This window comes from Micromonospora sp. DSM 45708 (genome assembly GCF_039566955.1).
Classification (GTDB): domain Bacteria; phylum Actinomycetota; class Actinomycetes; order Mycobacteriales; family Micromonosporaceae; genus Micromonospora.
In genome coordinates, this window is the sequence record NZ_CP154796.1 from 773,646 (window position 1) to 788,177 (window position 14,532).

13 protein-coding genes are annotated in these 14,532 nt (G+C 73.7%); 7 read left to right on the forward strand and 6 right to left on the reverse strand.

Annotated elements, in window-relative coordinates; genetic code table 11:
• Nucleotides 1-69: 69 nt before the first annotated feature.
• The 5 genes from VKK44_RS03740 to VKK44_RS03760 form a co-directional block, all read right to left on the reverse strand.
• Nucleotides 70-453, reverse strand: coding sequence for a hypothetical protein (locus VKK44_RS03740; protein WP_343445440.1), 384 nt, complete (start codon nt 451-453; stop codon nt 70-72).
• An 86-nt stretch (nt 454-539) separates the two neighbouring features.
• On the reverse strand, nt 540-860 hold the full coding sequence (locus VKK44_RS03745) for a hypothetical protein (RefSeq protein ID WP_343445441.1): 321 nt from the start codon (nt 858-860) through the stop codon (nt 540-542).
• 16 nt (nt 861-876) lie between these two features.
• Nucleotides 877-2,532 (reverse strand): sodium:solute symporter family protein, encoded by a 1,656-nt coding sequence (locus VKK44_RS03750; protein WP_343445442.1) that lies wholly within the window; start codon nt 2,530-2,532, stop codon nt 877-879.
• A 141-nt stretch (nt 2,533-2,673) separates the two neighbouring features.
• Nucleotides 2,674-3,885 (reverse strand): hypothetical protein, encoded by a 1,212-nt coding sequence (locus VKK44_RS03755; protein ID WP_343445443.1) that lies wholly within the window; start codon nt 3,883-3,885, stop codon nt 2,674-2,676.
• A gap of 12 nt (nt 3,886-3,897) precedes the next feature.
• Nucleotides 3,898-4,497, reverse strand: coding sequence for a hypothetical protein (locus VKK44_RS03760; RefSeq protein WP_343445444.1), 600 nt, complete (start codon nt 4,495-4,497; stop codon nt 3,898-3,900).
• A gap of 304 nt (nt 4,498-4,801) precedes the next feature.
• Between VKK44_RS03760 and VKK44_RS03765 the strand changes: the two genes are divergently transcribed.
• The 7 genes from VKK44_RS03765 to VKK44_RS03795 all read left to right on the forward strand — a co-directional run bounded on the left by VKK44_RS03765 (nt 4,802) and on the right by VKK44_RS03795 (nt 13,310).
• A complete protein-coding gene (locus VKK44_RS03765) occupies nt 4,802-7,171 on the forward strand; it encodes a sensor histidine kinase (RefSeq protein ID WP_343445445.1) in 2,370 nt (789 codons plus the stop codon).
• Entirely contained in the window at nt 7,171-7,593 is a 423-nt protein-coding gene (locus tag VKK44_RS03770) for a roadblock/LC7 domain-containing protein (RefSeq protein WP_343445446.1), read from the forward strand. Before VKK44_RS03765 ends, VKK44_RS03770 begins: the two co-directional genes overlap by 1 nt.
• The gene (locus VKK44_RS03775) at nt 7,583-7,972 is read left to right on the forward strand and encodes a DUF742 domain-containing protein (RefSeq protein ID WP_343445447.1); all 390 of its coding nucleotides are present in this window, start codon (nt 7,583-7,585) and stop codon (nt 7,970-7,972) included. The genes VKK44_RS03770 and VKK44_RS03775 overlap by 11 nt, the downstream gene beginning before the upstream one ends.
• On the forward strand, nt 7,953-8,552 hold the full coding sequence (locus VKK44_RS03780; protein ID WP_343445448.1) for a GTP-binding protein: 600 nt from the start codon (nt 7,953-7,955) through the stop codon (nt 8,550-8,552). Before VKK44_RS03775 ends, VKK44_RS03780 begins: the two co-directional genes overlap by 20 nt.
• 97 nt (nt 8,553-8,649) lie before the next feature.
• Nucleotides 8,650-9,684 carry a lactonase family protein gene (locus VKK44_RS03785; RefSeq protein ID WP_343445449.1) on the forward strand — a complete coding sequence of 345 codons (1,035 nt, stop codon included), beginning with the start codon at nt 8,650-8,652 and terminating at the stop codon, nt 9,682-9,684.
• 177 nt (nt 9,685-9,861) lie between these two features.
• Entirely contained in the window at nt 9,862-11,616 is a 1,755-nt protein-coding gene (locus tag VKK44_RS03790; protein WP_343445450.1) for a substrate-binding domain-containing protein, read from the forward strand.
• Between the two features lie 212 nt (nt 11,617-11,828).
• Nucleotides 11,829-13,310, forward strand: a complete 1,482-nt coding sequence (locus tag VKK44_RS03795; protein ID WP_343445451.1) for a sugar transferase — start codon at nt 11,829-11,831, stop codon at nt 13,308-13,310.
• On the opposite strand, the gene VKK44_RS03800 is transcribed toward VKK44_RS03795, so the two are convergent.
• The gene (locus VKK44_RS03800) at nt 13,304-14,437 is read right to left on the reverse strand and encodes a PP2C family protein-serine/threonine phosphatase (RefSeq protein ID WP_343445452.1); all 1,134 of its coding nucleotides are present in this window, start codon (nt 14,435-14,437) and stop codon (nt 13,304-13,306) included. The genes VKK44_RS03795 and VKK44_RS03800 overlap by 7 nt on opposite strands.
• Between the last annotated feature and the right edge of the window lie 95 nt (nt 14,438-14,532).

The window sequence follows — 14,532 nt, forward strand, 5'->3', positions numbered from 1 at the left end:
CGCCGCGCGGGTTTCCCCGGGCCCCTGGTCGACGCCCACGTCGACCAGGGGCCCCCGGCCGTTCCCGGGTCAGGGCACCGTCTTCTCGATCGCCGCCCGGCCCAGCTCGGCCAGGTCACGGCGGGCCCGCTCGACGTTTTCCGGGGTCATGTCCTGGCCGCGCGCCCGGACCAGGTCCTCCGGCTCCCACGGCTGCTCGGCGCCGGTACGGATGTTGTCCCCGCCCGCGCCGGTGCCGGTGCCGGTCGCGCCGGTCCCGGCCGCGTACGGGTCACCGAGGATGTCCGGTGAGCCGGTGTCGGCCACCGCGCCGTCGGGCTCGGCGAACGTGGGGTTGTCCGGGTCGGTGCCGCCGCTGCGCAGCCGCGGCACCGTGCTCTCGTCGTCCACCGCGGCGGCCACCTCGGGGGTCTCCTCCAACGGTCGCTCGCCACCGGGGTCACGATCGGTCATGCTGCTGCCTCCTGTCCCCATCCGTGCCCGGCGTACCCGGTGCGACGCCGGGCATGCCGGCGGGCCGGGCGGGGATCCGGCGCGGCTCAGGAGTCGTCGGAGTGCGCCGCGGGGGCCTCGGTCGGGCGCAGCCGCTGCCAGAGCAGCATGAGCAGCCCGAAGACCAGCATCACCGCGCCGGCCCACAGGTTGATCCGAAGGCCCTGTGCCTTGTCGATCTCGGCCGACGAGTCGAAGAGCCCCATCAGCCCGACGATCAGCCCGTACGCGACGAACAGCCCACCGATGACCCGGCGGATGTCGAAGAGCCGGGCCGCGGCGGAGCGCTCCTCCCGCGCGTCCTCGGTCTCGTCGACCAGCGGGTCGTGGGCCTCGCCGTCGGAGTAACGGTCCGCGTTGTCTGCCATGACGTGGGTCCCTTCCTCAGAAGACCGGGATGTAGAAGAGGGCGGCGAGCACCACGGCGACGACGCCGAGCAGCACCGGGGAGCGGTACCAGGCCGCGTCGCCGGCCAGCGAGTCGTCGGCGAGCGTGGTGTCGCTGAGCCCGTACACCAGGCCGGTCAGCTCGTCGTCGGTCTTCGGTCGGGTCAGCGGCGTGATGATCGCGGCGACCACGGCGACGGTGACGAAGGCCAGGCCCGCGCCCCAGAAGCTCTCCTCCAGGTCCGAGTTGAAGCTGATCACACCGGTCTTGTAGAGCAGGTAGGTGGCGATCGCCACCACGGTGCCGGACAGCAGGGACCAGAAGCCGGCCAGCGCGCTCATCCGCCGCCAGAACATGCCGATGATGAACGTGCCGAACAGCGGCGCGTTGAAGACCGAGAACAGCGCCTGGATGTAGTTCATGATGTTGCTGAAGCCGGCCGCGATGAACGCCGTCCCGATGCCCACCACCACCGCGATCACGGTGGCGATCCGGCCCACCTTCACGTAGTACTCGTCCGGGCGGTCCCGCCGGAAGTACGCCTGCCAGATGTCGTACGTGAAGACGGTGTTGAAACCGCTGACGTTGGCCGCCATGCCGGCCATGAACGACGCCACCAGGCCGGTGACCGCGATGCCGAGCACACCGTTGGGGAGCAGGTCGCGCATGAGCAGCGGGATGGCGTTGTTGTAGACCAGGTCGCCCTGGTCGGCGCCCAGCCCCTTGACCGTGATCAGGGCGATCAGGCCGGGGATCACGGTGACCAGCGGGATGAGCAGCTTCGGGTACGCCCCGATGATCGGGGTACGCCGGGCGGCGCTCATGTTCCGCGCCGACAGGGCGCGCTGCACCTCGGCGAAGTTGGTGGTCCAGTAGCCGAAGGAGAGCACGAAACCGAGGCCGAAGACGATGCCCAGCCAGTGTGCGCCGAGCGGGTTGTCGGTGCTGCCGGTGCCCTGCCAGGCGTGCAGACCTGCCTCGCCGAGCTTGGACTCCCGTACCGCGTCCATCAGGCCGCTCACGCCGCCGACCTTGACCAGGCCGATCACGGTGATCGGCACCAGGCCGGCGATGATCACGAAGAACTGGAGCACCTCGTTGTAGATCGCGCCGGAGAGCCCGCCGACGGTGATGTACGCCAGCACGATCACCGCGCCGATCACGATCGCGACCCAGAGCGGCCAGCCCAGCAGCGCCTGCATGATCAGCGCGAGCGCGTAGAGGTTGACGCCGGCGATCAGCACCTGGGCGACCGCGAAGCTGATCGCGTTGAGCAGGTGGGTGGGCCGGTTGAAGCGCAGCCGCAAATACTCCGGCACGCTGCGGACCTTCGAGCCGTAGTAGAACGGCATCATCACGATGCCGAGGAAGACCATCGCCGGCACGGCGCCGATCCAGTAGTAGTGCACCGTCATGATGCCGTACTGGGCGCCGTTGGCCGCCATGCCGATGATCTCCAGCGCGCCCAGGTTCGCCGAGACGAACGCCAGGCCGGTGACCCAGGCGGGCAACGACCGCCCGGAGAGGAAGAAGTCGACGCTGGTCTTGATGGCGCGACGGGCGGCGAAGCCGACCCCCAGCACCGTGACGAAGTAGAGCGCCAGGATCAGGTAGTCCAGGGCGTTCATGTTCAACCGTAGGCCGCTGCCCATGCCTGTTGCTCCCCTCGTGTGGGTGCGTGCTGGGCCGGCAGGTACCCCGATCGCGAAGTTTCATGCCTACTGTTCGATCCCCCGCGCGCGCAGGAGCCCCGGCCGGGTGACCGGCCGGGGCTCCGTCGCAGGTGAGGGGCGTCAGCGGCCCAGTACGCGGTCCAGGAAGTCGCGGTAGCCGCGCACGGCCACCCGGAGCTGCTCGGTGTCGGACGAGCCGGACTCCTGCCAGGCGCCGAGTCGGGTGCGCTGCTCCCGCAGTGCCGTGGACAGCGCCTCGATCGCCTCCTCGACGAGCGACTCCGCCTCGCCGACCGCGGCCTTCGGGTCGTCCACGAAGCGGAGCTGGACGTCGCGCCAGCGGTCCCGGAAGCCCTGCGCCGCCTCCGGGGCGAACAGCGTCGCCGCGTCGGCCGGCACGGCGCCGGACGTGGCGCGGCCCGCCCCGGCCACCGCCGCGTCCGCCGCGTCGCCGGTCGGCGTCACGCCCGCCGCGTCGCTGGCTGCCACCGCGCCCACCTCGCCGCCGGTCACGGTCGCGCCCGCCGCGCCGCCGCCCATCGTCGCGCCGCCGGTCGCCGTACCCGCCGCCGCGGTGGCGGTGCCCGGGTCGACGGTGTCGTGGTGCCGGCCGGACCCACCGCCGTCGGCGCCCGCGGCAACCGGCACGGCGTCCGGGTCGACCAGACCCGGCTCGGCGCTGCCGTAGCCGACCGCACCGGCGGCCACCGCGTCGTCCCGGTCCCGGTCGGTGACCGGCGCGTCGTGCCGGTCCGCGTCGTCGGCGGTCACCGTGTCGTCGTCCCGGTCCGCGTCGGCGTGCTCGGCCGCCCAGCGGTCCCGGTCGTGCAGCCGGTCCCCGGCGGTCGGGTCGGCCCGCTCGTCGTCCAGCGGGTCGGTGCGACCCGGCGCGCCGTCGCCCGGCACGGCGGTGTCCTCGCGACGCGCGTCCCGCTCGTCCTCCGGACGACCGCCGGCCAGCGCCGAGGCGGCCACCGCGTCGCCCACCGTGGCCGCTCCGAACGCCGTGGGCAGCGGCGCCGGCTCGTGGAAGGCGGGCCGCTCGCCGTCGCGCGTCCCGTCGGTGTCGTCCGACCGGTCGGCCGCGTCGCGCAGCTCACCGGCGTCGTACGCCCGGGTGTCGTCGGGCCGCGCGTCCGGCCCGTCGTCCACGGCCGGGTCGTCGAACGTGCCCCGGTCGTCCAGCGCGTCCTCGGGCACCTCGGCCCGGCCGGCGCGGTCGGCCCCCGACCGGTCGACGTCGGCGCGGTCGTCCGGCGGCGGGACCGGCACCGGCGCGGATCGTACGGTTTCCGGGTGGTCCGGCGTGACCTGCTGCTCTTCGTGGCGCATGGCGGCGGCTCCTCAGCGGCTCGTGGCGTCGTGCTCGGGGTCGGGGTCGGGGTGGCGCTGCTCCGGCGACCGCTGGCCGACCGGGTCCGCGCCGAGCAGGTCGGCGAAGAGGGCCCGGTAGTGCACCAGCGCCTGGCGGAGGTCCTCGGTGCCGGCCTCACCGCGTTCGTTGCGCTGCCGGATCTCGTGGGCGTCGCGGTAGTGGGTGAGCGTGCGGGCGTGCTCGACGGAGAGATGGGCGATCTGGTCGGAAAAGTCCCCGGTGGGGTATCCGCGCTCCGCGATCAGGTGACTGACCAGCTCGTCGGCGTCACCGACGGTTTCGGCCGGCGAGTCCACGAAACGCACCTGGATCTCCTCCCAGGCGGCGGCGTAGCGGGCCCGGGACTCCGGGCTGAGCGGGGTCAGCTCCAGCTCGGCGTGCCGACGCTCGCGCTCCCGCAGCTCGCGCTCGGCGGCGCCGCGGCTGTCCTGCTCGGCGACGACCCGGTCGTACTCCGGGCCGAAGCGCTGCCGCAGCGCCCGCCGGCGGTTCGCGACCACGGCGAACGCGACAAGCGCGGCGACCACGGCGACGACGATGACTATGACGACTACCTGCGTGGACGACATGGCTCCTCCTTCGCCAGCTGGTATTCCCTCCTCCGGGTGATCGCCAATCCCGTTCCGGGGCACTTTCCGTCCGGGTACGCGACACCGGCCCGCGCCGGAGGCGCCGGTCCGACGATGCGGCGGGGGTCCGACGGTGCCCGCCAAGACCATCTCGGACCGTAGTGAGCGGCGAGACGGCCGGTAGTGCATCCGTCGGGGATTACGTATCCTGCCCAAGGCGTCCGGGCCGGGTCCCGGCGTCGCGACCGTCGACCCGACGGCCGCTGCCGGCGCCACCCAGCGAACCTTCCCGGGCGAGGTCTGATTGAACACCCGCGACTGGCCGATCCGCGCCAAGCTGACCGCGCTGGTCATCGGCCCGGTGACCGGGCTCCTGGCACTGTGGATCTTCGCCACCACACTCACCTTCGGGCCCGCGCTCGACCTGCTCGCCGCCCGCACCCTCCTGTACGACCTCGGCCGGCCGGGCGAGAACGTGGTGGCCGAGTTGCAGCGGGAACGGCGGCTCTCGGTGGTCCAGCTCGCCGGCGACGGCGTCCTGCCGGAGCTGGCCGCGCAACGCGACCGCACCGACCGGGCCGTCGCCGAGCTGCGTCGCCGGATCGACGGCGGGAAGTTGCGCGACGCGGCCGACGACCAGCTCGACGCGCGCCTCGACCAACTGGGCTCGGCGCTGGAGGCGCTCCCCGCGGGGCGGGTCTTCATCGACGACCGGAAGGTCGACCGGGCCGGCGCGGTCGGTCTCTACAGCGGGATGATCGGCTCGGCGTTCCAGGCGTTCTCCGCCATGGCGACGCTGCCCGACGTGCGGCTCAACCGGGAGGCGTCCGCGCTCACCGCGCTGGGCCGCTCCCGGGAGCTGCTCGGTCAGGCCGACGCGCTGCTGGCCGGCGCCGTCACCGCCGGCCGGTACGCCGACGGCGAGCACGAGCAACTGGTGCGCACCGTGGAGAACCAGCGTTTCCTGGCCGAGAACGCGGTCGCCGACCTGCCGCCCGACGAGCGGGCCGGCTACCAGCGACTCACCGAGGGCGCCGCGTTCCTCCGGCTGCGCGCGCTCCAGGACGCGCTGATCCGCGCCGACGACCTGCCCGCCGGCTTCGACGTCCGGGCCTGGGAGGCCGGCCACGCGGAGGTCTGGCAGAGCCTGCGGGACTTCGAGCTGCGCGGGGCGGACAGCCTCGCCGAACGTTCGGTGCCGATGGCGGTGCGCATCCTGCTCCAGCTCGCCGCCGCCGGCGTGCTCGGCCTGGTCGCCATCGTGGTCTGCCTGCTGGTGGCGCTGCGGGTCGGCCGGTCGCTGGCGCACCGGCTGACCGGCGTACGCACCGCCGCGACCGAGGTGGCCGAGCAGCGGCTGCCCGACGTGGTCGCCCGGCTGCGCCGGGGCGAGGAGGTCGACGTCGACCGCGAGGCCCCGGAGCTGGACCACGGCGGGGACGAGATCGGCCAGGTGGCGCACGCCTTCAACGAGGTACGCCGGACCGCGGTGCGGGCCGCGGTCGACGAGGTCACCCTCCGCCGCGGCTTCAACGAGGTCATCCTCAACCTCGCCCGACGCAGCCAGGGCCTGGTCCACCGGCAGTTGGCGCTGCTGGACCGCCTGGAACGGCGCACCGAGGACCCGGACGAGCTGGCCGGGCTGTTCCAGGTCGACCACCTCGCCACCCGGCTCCGCCGGCACGCCGAGGACCTGGTCATCCTGGCCGGGGCCGCGCCCGGCCGGGGTTGGCGCCGGCCGGTCGCCGCGGTGGACGTGATGCGCGGGGCGATCTCCGAGGTCGAGGCGTACGACCGGGTCGACGTGGGCGAGGTGCAGTCGGCCGGGGTGCTCGGCCGGGCCGTCGGCGACGTGATCCACCTGCTCGCCGAGCTGATCGAGAACGCGACCGCGTTCTCCCCGCCGGGCACCCGGGTGGACGTCACCGGCCGGAGCGTGCCGGGCGGCTACACCATCGAGATCACCGACCGGGGGCTCGGCATGTCGCCGCCGGCCCTGGCGGCGGCCAACCGCAAGCTGGCCGCCCCGCCCGAGTTCGACCCGGCCGACAGCGCCCGGCTGGGCCTGTTCGTGGTGGCCCGGTTGGCCGTGCGGCACGGCGTACGCGTGGAACTCCGGCGGGCCCGTCCGGCCGGGACGACCGCGGCGGTCTTCGTCCCGTTGGACCTGATCACCGACGAGCCCCCGGTCGGCCCGGACGCCGCCGCCGGCCCGGAGCGGCGGCGGATGGCGAAGGTGAGCCGGCTGACCACGGTGCCCCGCGGGCGGCCGACCCGACCGGGCCGCGAGCGCCCCGAGTCGACCGTGATCCCGCTGCCGGCCGCCCGGGCCTCGACCGTGGAGCCGCCCGCCGACGGCGACGGCCTGCCCCGTCGGGTGCGCCGGCGCGGCCCGGCCCGCCCCCGGGCGGTGGTCACCGACACCCCGGCCAGCCGCCCGCCGGAGGAGGCCCGCCGCGCGATGTCCGCGTTGCAGGCCGGCACCGCGCGCGGACGCCGGGACGGCACGCGCGCCGCCGGCAACCCGGCGGTCGCGCGGATCCGGGGCGCCGTTCCCGACCCGCCCACCGACGTGCCGGCGGACACCGGTACGCCGGCCACCGCGCCGGAACCGACCCCGGAGCCCTCCCCGCCGGCGTCGGACCAACGAACCGCGACTGAGAGGGACGCCTAGTGGTGCACACGACGCGGCAGAACGCCGATCTCGACTGGCTGCTCGACGACCTGGTGGAGCGGGTGCCGGCGGCCAGCCGGGCGGTGGTGCTCTCGGCGGACGGGCTCCTGCTCGGCGCCTCCACCGACCAGGACCGCACCGACGCGGAACACCTCTGCGCGCTGGCCTCCGGCTTCTCCGGTCTGGCCAAGGGGGCCACCCGGCACCTGGGCGGCGGCGCGGTCCGGCAGACGGTGGTGGAGATGGAGTCGGCGTACCTGTTCGTCACGGCCGCCGGGCAGGGCGCCTGCCTGGCCGTGGCCAGCGACGCGGACGCCGACATCGGCCTGGTGGCGTACGAGATGGCGATGCTGGTGATCCGCGTCGGGGAGAACCTGGCCGCGCCGGCCCGGGTCCCGGGGGAGCGGACCGATGCGAGCTGAGTGGCCCGGCCCGCAGCACGAGTGGCTGGACGCCGAGGCTGGTCCCGTGGTCCGCCCGTACACGCTCACCGGCGGCCGGGTGCGCCCGCCGGTCGACGGCTTCGACCTGCTGGCGTTCGTGCTGACCACGTCCGCGGCCGAGCCGGCCGGCGTACCCGGTCTCCAGCCGGAGCACCGCCGCCTGGTCGAGCTGGCCCGGCGGCCGAAGGCCGTGGCCGACCTCGCCGCCGACCTGGACCTCGCCGTCGGCGTGGTCCGGGTCCTGCTCGGCGACCTTCTCGCCCATGGGTTCGTCGCGGTGCACCGGCCACCGGCCACCGCGTACCTGCCCGACGACAACATCCTCAAGGCGGTGGTCAGTGGACTCCGTGCGCTTTGACCCGGAGCCGGCGTCGCGGGTGCCGCTGGCCCTGAAGATCCTCATCGCGGGTGGCTTCGGCGCCGGCAAGACGACGCTGGTCAGCGCGTTGAGCGAGGTCCGCCCGTTGCAGACCGAGGAGGTGCTGACCGGGGCCGGCCTGGGCACCGACGACGTCTCCGGGGTGGAGCAGAAGTCGACCACCACGGTGGCGATGGACTTCGGCCGGATCACCATCAACGACGACCTCCAGGTCTATCTGTTCGGCACCCCGGGCCAGGACCGTTTCTGGTTCCTCTGGGACGAGTTGGCGTTCGGCGCGCTGGGCGCGGTGGTGCTGGCCGACACCCGCCGGCTGGCCGACTGCTTCCCCTCGATCGACTACTTCGAGCAGCGGGGCATTCCGTTCGTGGTGGGGGTGAACTGCTTCGAGGGTTCCCGGCGGTTCGGCCTGGAGGCGGTCCGCGACGCGCTGGACCTCGACCCGGAGGTCCCGCTGGTGCTCTGCGACGCCCGGGACCGGCAGTCCGGCAAGCTGGTGCTGATCACGTTGGTCGAGCACGTGGCCCGGCAACGCGGCGAACCGGTCCCGGTGGGCTGATCCGCCCGCCGGTCACGTCGGCGTTCGACGACTGACCGGGCGACCGCCCGGGAAGCCTGGTTTGATCGCAGCAGGACCTGACGGAAGGTGGGAAGCGGTGGCGGGGCAGCACGAGGTCGTCCACATCGGGGGCTACACGGCGGAGTCGGACGGCCGGGCCGAGGGGATCGTCGCGGCCCGGCGTGACCCGGTGACCGGGGCGCTGACCCCGCTCGGCACCGTGGCGGTCACCCCGTCGCCGTCGTTCCTGGCCCGGCACCCGGGCCGGCCGGTGCTGTACGCCGTCAACGAGCTTCCCGAGGGCGGGCTGAGCGCCTTCCGGGTGGCGCCGGACGGCGCTCTCACCCCGCTGGGCGTACGCCCGACCGGTGGCGCCGAGCCGTGCCACCTGGCGGTCGCGCCGGACGGGCGGCACGTGTTCGTGGCGAACTACGGCGGCGGCAGCCTGGCGGTGTTCCCGTTGGACGCCGACGGCGTGCCGGGGGAGCGCACCGACCTGGTGCGGCACGAGGGGCACGGCGCCGATCCGGAGCGGCAGGAGGCGGCGCACTGCCACATGGTCTCGCCCGACCCGGCCGGTGGCCCGCTGCTCGCCGTCGACCTGGGCACCGACTCCGTCTATCGGTACGACCTCGACGCCGCCTCGGGGCGGCTGGTGCCCCGGGGGCCCCGGCTGCGGACGCCGGCCGGCACCGGGCCCCGGCATCTGGCCCGGCACCCGGACGGGCGGCGCTGCTGGCTGGTCGGTGAGCTGGACGCCACTGTCACCGGGTACGACCTCACGCCGGACGGGCTGCACCAGCGAGTCCGGGTCGAGGCCAGCGGCCGGACCGGGCACGTGCAGCCCGCCGGGGTGGCGGTCGGGCCGGACGGGCGCTTCCTCTACGTCAGCAACCGTGGCGTGGGCACGGTGGCCGTCTTCGCGCTGGACGGTACGGCGCCGGAGCTGGTGGCCGAGGTGGACGCCGGTGGTGGCTGGCCCCGGCACTTCGCGCTGGCCGGGGCGCACCTGTACGTCGCCGACGAGCGGGCCGACCTGGTGCGTGTCTTCCGGGTGGACCCGGGCAGCGGGGTGCCGGAGCCGGTGGGGGAGCCGGTGCCGATGGCGAGTCCGACCTGCGTGCTGGTGTGACGGGGCGGTGACCGTACGCGCGGTCCGGAGTGGATGACGATCACCTCGGTCACTGATTCGTAACTCAGCGTACCGATTAAGTGATCAACTGTTTCTCCTGCGTAACTTTCGTCCGAACGGTTGTGGCAGTAACCCCACGAGATACGCAAGATGGTCACCGTGTCTGGCCGCCATCGTATGCGTCACAACCTCCGAGGAGCAGGCGCCGCCGCAGCGGCGACCGCGCTTGTCGCCGTCGTAGCCGGTTCCTGGTTCGGTTACCAGCAGTTGGCCGGCCCGAACTGCTCGGGCCGCATCGAGCTGTCGGTGTCGGCCGCTCCGGAGATCGCTCCGGCGGTGCAGGGCGCCGCCGACGAGTGGGTGGCCAACGGCGCGGCGGTCGGCGGCACCTGCATCGCGGTGAACGTCTCCTCGGCCGAGTCGGTCGACGTGGCCGCCGCCGTGGCGGGCAAGCACGGCGCCACGCTGGCCGGCGTGGGGCAGGCCAGCGGCACCGCGGTCACCCCGGACGTCTGGGTGCCCGACTCCTCGACCTGGCTGGTCCGGCTCAAGGCGGGCGGCGCGAGCGCCTTCGCCCCGGCCAACGGCGCCTCGATCGCGCGTAGCCCGGTGGTGGTCGCGCTGCCCGAGCCGGTGGCCACCCGGATCGGCTGGCCGGACAAGGAGTTCCGCTGGTCGGAGCTGCTCCAGCAGGTGACCTCCAGCAAGCCGCTGCGGGCCGGGATCGTCGAGCCGACCCAGGACGCGGCTGGTCTGTCCGGCCTGCTCTCGCTGACCGCGGCGGCCAGCTCCACCGGTGACGCCGGCTCCCCGAAGGCGCAGGAGGCGATGGTCGGGGCGCTGCGCGCGCTGGCCACCAACCGCTCCTCACTGCGGCAGGACCTGCTCGCGCGGTTCCCGCGTTCGTCCGACCCGACGGCCATCGCCAACGGGTTGGGCGCGGCGGCGCTGTCCGAGGAGGACGTGATCGCCTACAACAACACGAAGCCGCCGATCAAGCTCGCCGCGCTCTACCTCGACCCGCCGCCGATCCCACTGGACTTCCCGTTCGCGGTGCTTCCCGGCATCGAGCCGAGCAAGGCGTCGGCCGCGCGGGTGCTCTTCGAGGCGCTGCGTTCCGCCGACTTCAAGGACCGGCTCGCCGCGCAGTCGCTGCGCGCGCCGGACGGCAACTGGGGTCGTGGCTTCCAGGCGCCGACGGGTGCGCCGAGCCCGTCCAACGGTGGGGAGAAGCAGGTCCCGCCCTCCGGCCAGGGCGGCGCGGCCGACCTGGACCCGGTCGCCATCTCGACGGCCACCACCACCTGGTCGGTGGCCACCCAGTCCGGTCGGATGCTCTGCGTCGTCGACGTCTCCGGTTCGATGAAGAAGCCGGTGGCCACCGCCAACGGCGCCAGCCGGGAGCAGGTCACGGTCGCGGCTGCCGGCCAGGGCCTGGGGCTCTTCGACGACTCCTGGTCGATCGGCCTGTGGACCTTCTCCACCAACCTGAAGGGTTCCCAGGACTGGAACGAGCTGGTGGGCATCCGGCCGCTGTCGGGCAACCGGGGCGAGTTGCAGCGTGGGCTGGCCTCCATCCGGCCCTCCAGCGGCGACACCGGCCTGTACGACACCATGCTCGCGGCCTACAAGAAGGTCCAGCAGGACTGGGAGCCCGGCAAGGTCAACTCGATCGTGCTCTTCACCGACGGCAAGAACGAGGACGACAACGGCATCTCGCAGAAGGCGCTGCTGGATCAGCTCAAGAAGCTCCGGGACGACGAGCAGCCGGTCCAGGTGATCATCATCGGCATCGGTACCGAGGTGAACCGGGCCGAGCTGAAGTCCATCACGGACGTCACCGGCGGCGGTGCGTTCGTGACCACCGACCCGAGCAAGATCGGTGAAATCTTCCTCCAGGCGATCGCGTTGCGCCCGCCCGCGCCGCGCTGACCGGCGGGTCAGCGATAACCTTCCGCCGTACCGGCGATCCGGTACGGCGGAAGGCTTCCCGGGTCAAGGCCCGGGGGGTGAACTGACGGTAATGTGTCCGAATCAATCGGTAACCATAATTGTCCTGGCATGATGTCCGGGTGCCTCGACCGCGGGTCCCCCACCGGGGACCGGGCGGGGACGGGGCGGGCCTGAGTGGAGTGGGAGGGCCGGTGACCTCGGCGACGCTGTTGACCCCTGCCAGGACGTCGCGACCCGGGGGCGATCGACCCGGCGCGACGACACGAGCCGCGGAGCGGGCCTACATCCGGGTCCTGGTGGTGCTCGACACCGCCGTGCTGGCCGTGGCCATCCTGGCCGGCTACCTGGCCCGGTTCGGCGACGAGCAGCCCACCGGGTCCGAGATCCCCTACGTGGTGGTCGCCCCGGTGCTCCTGGTGGTCTGGCTGGTGTCGCTGAAGGCCATGCGCTGCTACGACGACCAGGTCCTCGGCTACGGCGCGGACGAGTACCGCCGGGTCAGCTCCGCGAGCCTGCGGCTGGCCGGTGGCATCGCCATCGCCGGCTACATCGCCGACGTCGGGGTCTCCCGGGGTTTCCTGGCCATCTCCTTCGCGGTCGGCACGCTCGGCCTGGAGGTGGCCCGGTTCGCGGCCCGCAAGCGACTGCACCGCGCCCGCGACCGGGGCGCCGGCTGGTCCCGCAAGGTGCTGGTGGTCGGCGACACCGCGCACGTGCTGGAGCTGGTGCACACGCTGCGCCGCGAACCGTACGCCGGCTACCAGGTGGTCGGCGCCTGCATTCCGGACGCGCTGCTCGCCCCGGTTCCGCAGCGGCTGGGCGACGTGCCGGTGGTCGGGTCGTTCCGGGGCATCCCGGAGGCGGCCACCGCGATCGGCGCGGACACGGTGGCGGTCACCGCCTCCGGTGAGCTGACCGCGACCCGGTTGCGCCGCCTGGGCTGGCAGCTGGAGGGCACCGGCGTCGACCTGGTGGTGGCCCCGGCGCTGACCGACGTGGCCGGCCCGCGCATCCACACCCGCCCGGTGGCCGGCCTGCCGCTGATCCACGTCGAGGCGCCCGAGTTCCGTGGCGCCCGCAAGCTGGTCAAGGGATTCGTCGACCGGTCGCTCTCGCTGATCGCCCTGCTCCTGCTGTCGCCGCTGCTGGCGGCGCTCGCGCTCGCCATCAAGCTGGACAGCCGTGGCCCGGTGCTGTTCCGGCAGACCCGGGTCGGGCAGGGCGGCGAGGAGTTCGGCGTCTTCAAGTTCCGCACCATGGTGGTCAACGCGGACGCCCTGCTCGCCGAGCTGGCCGCGCGCAACGAGACCGACGGCCTGATGTTCAAGATGCGCGACGACCCCCGGGTGACCCGGACGGGCCGGCTGCTGCGCAGGTGGTCGCTGGACGAGCTGCCCCAGCTCGCCAACGTGCTGCTCGGCCACATGAGCCTGGTCGGCCCGCGCCCGCCGCTGCCCTCCGAGGTGGCCCGCTACGACGGCGACGTGGCACGCCGGCTGCTGGTCAAGCCCGGCATGACCGGCCTCTGGCAGGTCAGCGGCCGGTCCGACCTGAGCTGGGAGGACGGCATCCGGCTCGACCTCTACTACGTGGAGAACTGGTCGCTCGCGGCCGACCTGACCATCCTCTGGAAGACGTTCGGCGCGGTGCTGGGCAGCCGGGGCGCCTACTGATCCTGCGGGCCCAGCCAGTCCAGGCAGACGACCACCGCGTCGTCCACCAGGTCACCGGCCACGAAGGCGCGCAGGTCGCCGATGAGCGACCGGACCGCGTCCAGCGGTTCCATCGGGCCGGTGCGGCGCAGGAACCGGTCCAGGGCCGACTCGCCGTAGCGGACCTGGCCCGTGGTGGCATCGATCACGCCGTCGCTCACCACGAAGAGCCGGTCCCCGCGCTCCAGGTGGAACCGCTGCTCGCGGTAGTCGGTGCCGTCGAACATGCCGAGCGGGAACTGCTTGTCCAACGCCTGGGAGGTCACCTCGCCGGCGCGTAGCCGGATCAGGTGCGGGGAACCGGCGTCCACCGCGACCAGTTCCCCGGTGGCCAGGTCCAGCTCCATCAGGAGCACGGAGAGATGCTGCTCGCCCCGGTGCTGCGCGTAGATCGCCTGGTCGGCCAGCGCGGCCTGGTCGGCCAGGGCCAGCCCGGCGCGGCGCGCGTTGCGCAGCGCGTAGGTGGCCAGCGAGGTGAGCAGCGCCGCGGCCACCCCCTCCCCGAAGCCGTTGAGCACCGCCAGCCAGAGCCGGTGGCCGTCGTCGGACCAGTCGAAGCTGTCGCCGCGCACCGCGTACGCCGGCTCCAACTGGCCGGCCAGGCTGAACGACGGGCGGATGCGGCTGCGGCCGGGCAGCAGCTCCCACTGCATCTCGGCGGCCAGCGTGAGCCGCCGGCTGCGCCGGGCGGTCAGGTAGACGTCGGTGGTCGACGTGACGGCGGCCACCTCGTGCCCGAGCACGGTGGCGACGGTGTCCAGCTCGCGGCGGGCGGCCGGGTCGGCGGGCACCGGCGAGACCCGGAGCACGCCGCGTCGTTCGCCCCGCATCCCCACCGGGAACCAGCCGGTCCCGTCCGCGAACACCGGCTCCTGGTGGTCGAACGCGTACCAGGCCGGGTGGCCGGGGCCGGTCAGCGCCTCGCCGCCGCCCAGCGGCAGCAGCTCGGCGAGCCGGTAGTCGACCTGGTACAGCTCGGTCCGGGTGATCCCGTACGTCCGCCGCAGCTCGACGGCGAGGCGTGCCAGGATGAGATCTGTCGGCGCGTCCGTCACGTTTCGGCGAGCGCGCGCCTCCGCTTCGCTCATGTTTGCTCCTTTGCACAGGTCGCCGGGCTGGTCCGGGGGGTAGTCTCGGGCCCACCATGACCGAGGAGCCCGGTCCCGTGGGACCCGAAGCGAGT

Coding starts and splice junctions, on each gene's coding strand:
- VKK44_RS03755 (WP_343445443.1), bottom strand. CDS start 3,885: ATGCGCCACGAAGAGCAGCAGGTCACGCCGGACCACCCGGAAACCGTA.
- VKK44_RS03760 (WP_343445444.1), bottom strand. CDS start 4,497: ATGTCGTCCACGCAGGTAGTCGTCATAGTCATCGTCGTCGCCGTGGTC.
- VKK44_RS03750 (WP_343445442.1), bottom strand. CDS start 2,532: ATGGGCAGCGGCCTACGGTTGAACATGAACGCCCTGGACTACCTGATC.
- VKK44_RS03775 (WP_343445447.1), top strand. CDS start 7,583: ATGCGAGCTGAGTGGCCCGGCCCGCAGCACGAGTGGCTGGACGCCGAG.
- VKK44_RS03800 (WP_343445452.1), bottom strand. CDS start 14,437: ATGAGCGAAGCGGAGGCGCGCGCTCGCCGAAACGTGACGGACGCGCCG.
- VKK44_RS03740 (WP_343445440.1), bottom strand. CDS start 453: ATGACCGATCGTGACCCCGGTGGCGAGCGACCGTTGGAGGAGACCCCC.
- VKK44_RS03745 (WP_343445441.1), bottom strand. CDS start 860: ATGGCAGACAACGCGGACCGTTACTCCGACGGCGAGGCCCACGACCCG.
- VKK44_RS03790 (WP_343445450.1), top strand. CDS start 9,862: ATGCGTCACAACCTCCGAGGAGCAGGCGCCGCCGCAGCGGCGACCGCG.